The following is an 8,524-nucleotide window of genomic DNA, read 5'->3' as shown; positions in this document are numbered from 1 at the left end:
ATATTCCCAATAATCAATTGCTTTTATTTCAAAATGATTATTAAATACTCGGATTGAAGGAAATCCTTTTTCTTCAAATATCAAAGGTTCTTCTTCCATTATGATTTTCATAAATTATTGCCAACGGTTTGTGTATAGTTTCGTTGCGTGAAAATCCGTAGGATTTTCGTGTTAAGAAACTAAGATAATAAAGTTGCGAGGATTTTCCGTGAGGAAAATCGGAAGCAATGAATTATACACGGTGTTACCCAACGTTTTTTATTTGGTTTCTATATTTTTATTTGAATTTCAATCGATTCTAAAACAAATTCCATTCGTATCTGATTCCACCTAATTCCCAATTCACGCCATATTTCTCTTTTTCGTTATTTGGTAATTCTGAAATTATGTAACTCGTATTATCTGAAATTTTATTCCAACAAGAATTTCTCGCCATGTCCAAGAGGATGGAGTGGCTTCTTTTAATTCCTATTCTAGATGTTCTTTATTCAACTTCTCCTTTGTTTTTTATTCTTGTTCCAATAGAATGGCTTATCATTCCGATTAGCCCACCTATTACGACTGCTGTCCAATCAATTCCAGAATTTTCTTTTTTCATGACAATTGTGAAAGCAACATAGGCTACAATCGGAAAATAGATTATAAAATTTCCTAATATTTTTTTGTCCATATTTTTGATGAAATGTTGGGTAACGGTTTGTGTATAGTTTCGTTGCGTGAAAATCCGCTAGGATTTTCGTGTTAAGAAACTAAGATAGTAAAGTTGCGAGGATTTTCCGTGAGGAAAATCGGAAGCAATGAATTATACACGGTGTTAGGCACTGGCTTTTATTCAGTTTAGACAATGAAAACCATTATATTCCAAAACATATGAAATACAATTGACGGTCCAATTGATTTAGATTTTAAATATAGAATTCCAGATATTATTCCGCCAAATATTGTCAAATAAAACAAATGCCAATCTTGTTTTGATGATTCCAATATCAAATTCATATAAGGCGAATGAATTGAAGCAAACAATAGAGAGGTTAATAAAATCGAAACTACCGCATTAGTCATTTTTTTCTGTAAATTATTCTGGATATATTCTCTAAAAAACAATTCTTCTCCCATAGGTATAAATAGGATAGCAGAAACCATATTTATATTCTTGAATTTTGGTAAGCCATCAAATCTGTAAGCAATATTGTATTCGGTTCCGAATAATAAGTTGTAAATCCATTTTAGAGGTGTTTGCATAAATACAAACGAAATTCCCAACACTAGAGCGAATAAATACCATTTTCGATTAGTTTTTTTAATCAGATTTTCGAAAGTCCGTTTTCTTGTGAAATAAATGAAAATTAAAACTCCGACTAATTGTAAAGTTCCTTGAATCAAGAGGTAATATTCGTAATAGCTTTCAAATCCAATAGTTTCAGCTATTAGAAACCAAGAACCGATAAGTTCAATTCCAATGAGATAGAGTAGGGTAGCCAAAATGGCATTTGGAATGCTTATTAATTCGTTATTCAATATCGTTTGTTTTTTTGGCTTGTGCCTAACGGTTGGGCTATAATTCCGTTGCGAGTAAAATCCGTAGGATTTTCCGAGTAGGAATTGTAGCTAGTTAAAATTAATATTTTTTTTGTAGAGTAGGATGTTAGCAATGGATTATAGCCAGTGTTGGCAACCGTTTTTTATTCACAATCAATTTCAGGCGCATCATAATATCCAATGGCCTTACTTGTCGTAACCTTTTCATATTTTGTAAAATCAGAACGACATATATAATAATCCACAGCTTTTTGAGACTCATGAACGACAAAGATAGGATTGAGATAGTTTTCCCTTACAACGTTATATTTTTTCAACACTTCTACAGTTTTTTCATTCACCTTAAATTGATTGTCTTTCCAAAAGAAAAGTTTTCCATCTTGCTCAATGTATCTTGATGGAAGGCTATCTTTCTTAAATCCTAAACTATCAGAGAGCAAATAGGTGAATTCATTAGTCATAGCAGAAATATTAATGGCGATGATTCCTTGGTTAGGTTCACCATTGACCCAACGAGAATTCCGCTCATCAATTTTTTTCAATACTTTCCTGTAAAGAGTATCAATATATTCAACCTCAAATACTTTATGTTTTTTATACAATTTGCTGGTATGACTGAAATCAATTATTGCATTTTTTATTGCTTGGTTTTCATTTCCACTTGCAATCAGATTATTCCTAAATGAGGAACAGCTCAAAATCAAATTTGAAATCAGTATGATGAAATATAGAGATTTAAAATTGAACATATTTTTCTTAATGGTTGCCAACGGTTTGGCTAAGATTTCGTTGCGGAAAAATCCGCAGGATTATTCCGCCGAGAATCGAAGATAGTAAATTTGCGAGGATTTTCCGTAGGAAAATCAGCCGCAATGAATTATAGCCGTTGTTGTACGTAGTTTTTTATTTTATTAAATACGCTAATATTATTGCAATTGAAATATAAAATATCATTCCAAATACCCTCATTTCAGATGCTTGCTTAATTTTACGTTCAAATCCGAATTTTATAAATCGTTCTATTTCAGATTCATTAAAGTCGGTGTTTTTCCATCTGTTGAGTTTAGCAAAGCCAACAGGAATGAAAAAGAAACTTAAAGCTTCTGAATTACTCAAAGGTTCATTTTTGCGTTTTTCTGTATTCTTTTGTTCGAGGTTCATTCAGTCAGCTGTAATTTATTTAGGCTCGAGTTCGTAACTCTTTAAAATTCCAGTATATAATTCCCACTCAATATCCTTTCCATTTGAAATTTCAATCGGCAGTTTTTTAAATTCCGATAAAGCTTTATTAATCCGTTTTAGAAATTCAGGAACGGATTTAGTGTAGAAAATCGATGAGCGAATTCCATCGTGAGTATAAACAATAGTTAATACAGATTGTAAGTCAGATTCCAAATTTTCAATCAGCGCATCTTCCACTTTCTGCATAAAGATATTCTCTTCAGGTGTTGGGATTCCGTTTTCAGTTTCCGTCTCAAATGTCCAAACGAATTCTACGTGTTCCGTGTATTGTTTTGAGTCAATAAAATTCTTTAAATGCTGTCTTCCACGAATAATTACTGGCTTTCCATTGTTTTCGGTTTCACCTCCAAACCAAGTGTCATTAAGTTCCAATTTATTCTCTTTTGATTGAGAAAATAAAGAACCAAAATTCAATATTAATATTAATGGTAAAATGTTTTTCATCGATTTGGTCAAAATTACGTACAACGGTTTGTGTATAGTTTCGTTGCGTGAAAATCCGCAGGATTTTCGTGTTAAGAAACTAAGATAGCAAAGTTGCGAGGATTTTCCGTGAGGAAAATCGGAAGCAATGAATTATACACGGTGTTGGCAGTAGTTTTTTATTCAATTAGGTTACCGTATTTTATGTTTTTGAAAACTGTCCTCAAGTCTTTTTTATTATAGGGCTTTATTAAATTGTCAGGTACCCAAAGCTTTACTAGTTTTTCCAAGTTTAGTATAGGATTAAAGTCTTTACTCTTTAAACTAATATCAAGAATTAAAACTTTAAGGTCAGTTAAATTTTTTAAGAACTCCAAATCATTAATTTTTATTCTTGGGCCGTCCATTGAGGTGGAAATATCTAGACATTGAAGTTTAATTAGGCTGGATAATTTGTTGAAATCTTCTACTTTTTGAAAGTTCTCTAATTCCAAAGTTTCTAATTGACTCAGTTTAGATATTCCTTCAATAGATTTTAATCTAGGATTACTACCAAAATGTAAGTGCTTGAGTTTAGTTAAATTTGAAATAGAATCTAAAGATTCCACTTTCCCCCATTTAATGTACAATCCTTCTAGGTTTTGCATTTGACAAATTGAATCAAAAAATGATTGGTCAATTTGATGGGTTGTCATTAAGTATTTTACGTTATCTAATTTTGGAAGTGTTTCTGACCAAACTCTTCTTAACTCTCTTTTCTTTGTCGCTGATAAAGCGACAATTTCCTTGTTTAAGGTAGATAGTTCAACGACCAATCTTTCTGTTTTATAAATATCAATATCCTCAATTGACATTTGAGATGGCCAAAAGCCATCATTAAATCTCCAGAATCCAATTTCAATATCTTTGTTTGTCATGTCAAAATTACTGCCAACGGTCTGTGTAAGAATAGTTGCGTAATTTTGTACGAAATATAGCAAAAATTAACGACCCAGAGGAAAATCCGCAGGATTTTCCAAGTAGGCGAGAACTAAGCAATTATTTTTACACAGTGTTGTAACCAGTTTTTAATAATTTAAAATTCGTTTTATATTTCCATTTTCGAAATACTCAATTGATTCCCCATTTAATTCCCCATTTTTATAATTCCATTCAATTTTCTTTTTTCCGTTTTTATAATATTCTGTTGAAATTCCTTCTGGAATTCCATTTTTATCATACTTAAAATCGGCTTTCTTTTCTCCAGTTGCGTAATATGCTATTCCACTAATAAGAATGTCATTTTTAAATTCCCATATTGTTTCTTTTTCTCCAGTTTCATAATATCTAATTGCAGGACCATTTCTTTTCCCTTCTATGAAAGTATATTCCTGAAGAAGTTTTCCACTTTTAAAATAAGATTTCCCCTCAATGAGTTGATCGTTTTGGTAATTCCATTCAGAGTAAGTTCCGTCTTTATGGTATTCTTTAGAAATTCCGTTTAGTTGGTTGTTTTTATATTTCCATTCTACTTTTAATCCACCATCTTCATAAAATTCTTTTGTTATACCATTAAGTTGACCTTGAGAAGCAGTTTGGTCAGTTATTTTTTTTGAAGAAGAACAGGAAATAAAAATAGCTAAAGGTAAGATATATAAAATTATGTTTCTCATTTTCTGAAATTGGTTACAACGGCTCGGCTATGAGTAGTTGCGTGGGTTAGCGATTAACTTTGCAAGTACACACCAAACTGAAAATCCGATAGGATTTTCAAAAGTAGGCGAGAACAAGCAATTATTTATAGCCATTGTTGTGTGTTGGCTTTTTATTTTCATTTTCAATTAATTCGGTTTCAGAACTATTAATTCCTTCTTTTTTCAGAATATCGATTATAAAATCAGTCTTTCCATCAACATATGAGTCAATGTCATTAGGAAATTTTTCAACAAGTTTTTGTTTTAATTCACTGTATTCAATTACTTTTTCAGGGTTGTTTAAAAGGTGTTTTTTAAGAGTTAGGTGATTATTTAAGCCTATACTTCCTTTTTTACAGACATAGAGATTGTGTTCAAACCATTCTTTTCCATTTTCCGTTGTAGGTGTTTTTAAGGAATTCCTTTTAAAAGCTTCTCTGCCAGAAATCCCCATTTCTCCTAAATGCGTATATCCAAGATTTTCAAGTTTATTTATGACTTTTTTCAAAATCTCGTTATTGTTTTCAATGATTAAATCTATGTCAATAATTGGTTTAGCACTCATTCCTGGAACCGATGTACTTCCAACGTGTTCAATTGTTAAATCGTTATTTGCAAAATGAGATAATAAATATTCTCTCAATTTTTCAAATTTTGCTTTCCATTCAGGGTTATATTTTTGAATATTGATTGCCATTAACATTTTGTTTTCAGCTTGCACACAACGGTTTGTGTATAGTTTCGTTGCGTGAAAATCCGCAGGATTTTCAGAGTTAAGAAACTAAGTTAGCAAAATTGCAAGGATTTTCCGTTAGGAAAATCGGAAGCAATGGATTATACATGGTGTTGGCAACCGTTTTTTAATTATTATTCTGTTATCTTTTTTAAGTAATATTTTGTTTTATGCCTTCCATTTTTATCATCATAATGGTCTACTTTTTTAACTAAATCTCCATTATCAATTCGATAGACAAATAATTTATCTTCCTTAATTAGATATTTATAATGATAAGAAACTCCGTTTTCATTTTTTAATTCATACGATTCGAATTCGTCCTTTTCTGTCCAAGTTAATGCATCTAATATCGAATCATTCATTTTTGTGCTTTCTGGTTTAAGAAATCTAATGTATAAATTATCCCTTCTAATTTGATAAGTTCCATTTAATTCTACAGCGCCCGACATATGTCTTGTTACTTTGAAGGTGCAAGAGTCATTCAGATGAAAGTCCACTTGATACGATGACAAGCCAAAAGGAGAAATATTATTTTTATATTTTCCAGGAATAAAACGATTTGAAGAACAAGAAGAAACTATAATAAATACTAATAACAGTAAATAATTTAGATGTTTTTTATTCATTTTTCAAATGGTTGCCAACGGTTTGTGTATAGTTTCGTTGCGTGAAAATCCGCTAGGATTTTCGTGTTAAGAAACTAAGATAGTAAAGTTGCGAGGATTTTCCGCGAGGAAAATCGGAAGCAATGAATTATACACTGTGTTGTAAAACGTTTTTTATTTATCAGATTTCCAGTTTGGGTCAATTGCTTTTGTCGGTTCAATGATTAAGTTTCCTAAATCTGAACTAATCATAGAGTCCTTATTGTTTTTGAATTGGCAGTCATAGGCAATTATAAAACCAATTACAATAATGGGGTCTACATGGTTTTCATTAAGCTTAATTTGATATTCATCCCCTCCAAATAGAATCTTTTTATTTTTATCAATTAAACCAACCTGGGTGTCATTTTGAAAAATGCCTACTAGATTATCTCGTTGTTCACAAAAATGAAGAACACCTAAATGGTTTCTGATTGAAAAGTCAATTAAAGAATTTGTATGTATTTCTATAACTGAGTTTTCATTTCTCTTTAAGACATAATTTAGTTTATTGATGTCGTGATACATTTTCTCCACACTCAGTATTTGTTTTCCTTTTAGATCATAAATACCAATTTTTGGATAAAATGCTAGTAATTTAGATTTTGCTACATATTCCAATTTACCATTAATGTGGATGTCATATTTGTCAATTATGAAATTGAGCTTGCTTTGTTTTATTTCAACCTGCATTATTAAGGTTTTGAATATGTTTTACAACGGTTTGTGTATAGTTTCGTTGCGTGAAAATCCGCAGGATTTTCGTGTTAAGAAACTAAGATAGCAAAGTTGCGAGGATTTTCCGCGAGGAAAATCGGAAGCAATGAATTATACACGGTGTTGTGTAACGTTTTTTTTATTCAGTTTATCATTTAATATTATCAGTCCAAGTATTACTGTCAGAGCGAAAATTGATGAAAATGAAAATGCACCTTTTATATTTTCCTCAAATGGTTTTTTAAAAGATTCGAAAAGTACAATTTCTCCAAATCCTCCCATAATCCACATTGTCAGTTCGTAAATAAGAAATGCAACAATTAATGAGGTCAATTTATTCCGCAAACTGATTATCCTTCTTCTAAAGAGCAAAACGAGAGTGATTTCAATTCCGAATACTATTAGCAAAACTATTCCGACAAGAAAAGGTGTCATTCCGATGTCTCCACCTGGTAATGTCGATTGATAAATCCAAATCATAAAAAATGTCATTGTCAAGATTGGATAAATCAGACAATAAATTATCATTTCATATTTATTCAGATTGTTCATTTTTGAAATCCTGACTAACGTCAAATTTTTAGTTTATAAAATTCCACAAAATTTGCACGTTAGCCAACGAAATTAATCTCGTTTTCGTGATATTGGGAATGTTGCACAACGGTTTGTGTATAGTTTCGTTGCGTGAAAATCCGCTAGGATTTTCGAGTTAAGAAACTAAGATAGTAAAGTTGCGAGGATTTTCCGTGAGGAAAATCAGAAGCAATGAATTATACACTGTGTTGTACACCGTTTTTTATTGTTTTTTCTCTTTTTTTAATTCTCCGTTTGGAAAATAATATTTCCAGGTCCCACTTTTCTTTCCGTTGGTATGTTCACTTTCCAAGTATAAATAATACTTATTTGACTCTGAAGAATATTTATAATCATCTGTTTTAATTACAAAGGTTATATGTTTGTTAGAATTTTCAAATTCTTGTATACTCTTTGCGCTCGTGTCCAATGTTATTGTTCTAGAGTCGGAAATCAGATTTCCGTTTTTGTCAAAGTATTTATTTGTCAAAACTGTTCCCCACGAATTGTAAACTCCTTCTGTCCTTGAACCGTCTTTATAATACCTAATATGCTTGCCTGTCAGAAATGCATATTCCTTATCCATGTATTCATAGTATGTTGTAGTTCCAATGTACTTAGATTTTCCATTATTAAAACTAGTTTCTATTTTAATAGAATCAATTGGTACTAGATTATCCATAAGTTCCAAGTAGGCTTCACTTTGTTGTGCAAAAGAGAAAAGCGGAACTAAAACTAGAATATTTATTATCGTTTGTAGTTTCATTCTAATGGTGTACAACGGTTTGTGTATAGTTTCGTCGCGTGAAAATCCGCAGGATTCTCGTGTTAAGAAACTAAGATAGTAAAGTTGCGAGGATTTTCCGTGAGGAAAATCAGAAGCAATGAATTATACACGTTGTTGGCAATAGTTTTTATATTTTAATCAGTTAATAATTTTTGTTTTTAATGGATTCAGAATTTTTCTAAAGTCAGAG

At 31.1% G+C, this 8,524-nt stretch carries 12 protein-coding genes; all 12 read right to left on the bottom strand.

Annotation, left to right across the window (positions count from 1 at the left end; genetic code table 11):
- Nucleotides 1-484 precede the first annotated feature (484 nt).
- Complete coding sequence (locus ZA06_RS16410) at nucleotides 485-670, bottom strand: hypothetical protein (protein ID WP_053978585.1); 186 nt, start codon at nucleotides 668-670, stop codon at nucleotides 485-487.
- A 167-nt stretch (nucleotides 671-837) separates the two neighbouring features.
- Nucleotides 838-1,518 carry a CPBP family intramembrane glutamic endopeptidase gene (locus ZA06_RS16405; protein ID WP_157503313.1) on the bottom strand — a complete coding sequence of 227 codons (681 nt, stop codon included), beginning with the start codon at nucleotides 1,516-1,518 and terminating at the stop codon, nucleotides 838-840.
- Nucleotides 1,519-1,682: 164 nt separating this feature from the next.
- Entirely contained in the window at nucleotides 1,683-2,309 is a 627-nt protein-coding gene (locus ZA06_RS16400; RefSeq protein ID WP_053978583.1) for a hypothetical protein, read from the bottom strand.
- 133 nt (nucleotides 2,310-2,442) lie between these two features.
- Nucleotides 2,443-2,700, bottom strand: a complete 258-nt coding sequence (locus ZA06_RS16395; protein ID WP_053978582.1) for a hypothetical protein — start codon at nucleotides 2,698-2,700, stop codon at nucleotides 2,443-2,445.
- A 15-nt stretch (nucleotides 2,701-2,715) separates the two neighbouring features.
- Nucleotides 2,716-3,225 (bottom strand): DUF695 domain-containing protein, encoded by a 510-nt coding sequence (locus ZA06_RS16390; protein WP_053978581.1) that lies wholly within the window; start codon nucleotides 3,223-3,225, stop codon nucleotides 2,716-2,718.
- Between the two features lie 158 nt (nucleotides 3,226-3,383).
- Nucleotides 3,384-4,121, bottom strand: coding sequence for a leucine-rich repeat domain-containing protein (locus tag ZA06_RS16385; RefSeq protein WP_053978580.1), 738 nt, complete (start codon nucleotides 4,119-4,121; stop codon nucleotides 3,384-3,386).
- A gap of 150 nt (nucleotides 4,122-4,271) precedes the next feature.
- The gene (locus tag ZA06_RS16380) at nucleotides 4,272-4,856 is read right to left on the bottom strand and encodes a toxin-antitoxin system YwqK family antitoxin (protein ID WP_053978579.1); all 585 of its coding nucleotides are present in this window, start codon (nucleotides 4,854-4,856) and stop codon (nucleotides 4,272-4,274) included.
- A 121-nt stretch (nucleotides 4,857-4,977) separates the two neighbouring features.
- Complete coding sequence (locus tag ZA06_RS16375; RefSeq protein ID WP_168155243.1) at nucleotides 4,978-5,574, bottom strand: GrpB family protein; 597 nt, start codon at nucleotides 5,572-5,574, stop codon at nucleotides 4,978-4,980.
- A gap of 170 nt (nucleotides 5,575-5,744) precedes the next feature.
- Nucleotides 5,745-6,239, bottom strand: a complete 495-nt coding sequence (locus tag ZA06_RS16370; RefSeq protein WP_053978577.1) for a hypothetical protein — start codon at nucleotides 6,237-6,239, stop codon at nucleotides 5,745-5,747.
- 153 nt (nucleotides 6,240-6,392) lie between these two features.
- Complete coding sequence (locus ZA06_RS16365) at nucleotides 6,393-6,950, bottom strand: hypothetical protein (protein ID WP_053978576.1); 558 nt, start codon at nucleotides 6,948-6,950, stop codon at nucleotides 6,393-6,395.
- 135 nt (nucleotides 6,951-7,085) lie between these two features.
- Nucleotides 7,086-7,466 carry a hypothetical protein gene (locus ZA06_RS16360; RefSeq protein WP_168155242.1) on the bottom strand — a complete coding sequence of 127 codons (381 nt, stop codon included), beginning with the start codon at nucleotides 7,464-7,466 and terminating at the stop codon, nucleotides 7,086-7,088.
- A gap of 304 nt (nucleotides 7,467-7,770) precedes the next feature.
- Entirely contained in the window at nucleotides 7,771-8,313 is a 543-nt protein-coding gene (locus ZA06_RS16355; RefSeq protein WP_053978574.1) for a hypothetical protein, read from the bottom strand.
- Nucleotides 8,314-8,524 lie beyond the last annotated feature (211 nt).

Origin of the sequence: Mangrovimonas xylaniphaga (genome assembly GCF_001280435.1) — a bacterium.
Taxonomy (GTDB): Bacteria; Bacteroidota; Bacteroidia; order Flavobacteriales; family Flavobacteriaceae; genus Mangrovimonas_A; species Mangrovimonas_A xylaniphaga.
Note: the sequence above shows the minus strand (reverse complement) of the source record. Positions and strands in the feature narration are given on the sequence as shown.

Bases quoted from the DNA above. Each gene is read 5' to 3' on its own strand.
- ZA06_RS16410 (WP_053978585.1), bottom strand. From the start codon at position 670: ATGGACAAAAAAATATTAGGAAATTTTATAATCTATTTTCCGATTGTA.
- ZA06_RS16395 (WP_053978582.1), bottom strand. From the start codon at position 2,700: ATGAACCTCGAACAAAAGAATACAGAAAAACGCAAAAATGAACCTTTG.
- ZA06_RS16390 (WP_053978581.1), bottom strand. From the start codon at position 3,225: ATGAAAAACATTTTACCATTAATATTAATATTGAATTTTGGTTCTTTA.
- ZA06_RS16385 (WP_053978580.1), bottom strand. From the start codon at position 4,121: ATGACAAACAAAGATATTGAAATTGGATTCTGGAGATTTAATGATGGC.
- ZA06_RS16380 (WP_053978579.1), bottom strand. From the start codon at position 4,856: ATGAGAAACATAATTTTATATATCTTACCTTTAGCTATTTTTATTTCC.
- ZA06_RS16375 (WP_168155243.1), bottom strand. From the start codon at position 5,574: ATGGCAATCAATATTCAAAAATATAACCCTGAATGGAAAGCAAAATTT.
- ZA06_RS16370 (WP_053978577.1), bottom strand. From the start codon at position 6,239: ATGAATAAAAAACATCTAAATTATTTACTGTTATTAGTATTTATTATA.
- ZA06_RS16365 (WP_053978576.1), bottom strand. From the start codon at position 6,950: ATGCAGGTTGAAATAAAACAAAGCAAGCTCAATTTCATAATTGACAAA.
- ZA06_RS16360 (WP_168155242.1), bottom strand. From the start codon at position 7,466: ATGACATTTTTTATGATTTGGATTTATCAATCGACATTACCAGGTGGA.
- ZA06_RS16355 (WP_053978574.1), bottom strand. From the start codon at position 8,313: ATGAAACTACAAACGATAATAAATATTCTAGTTTTAGTTCCGCTTTTC.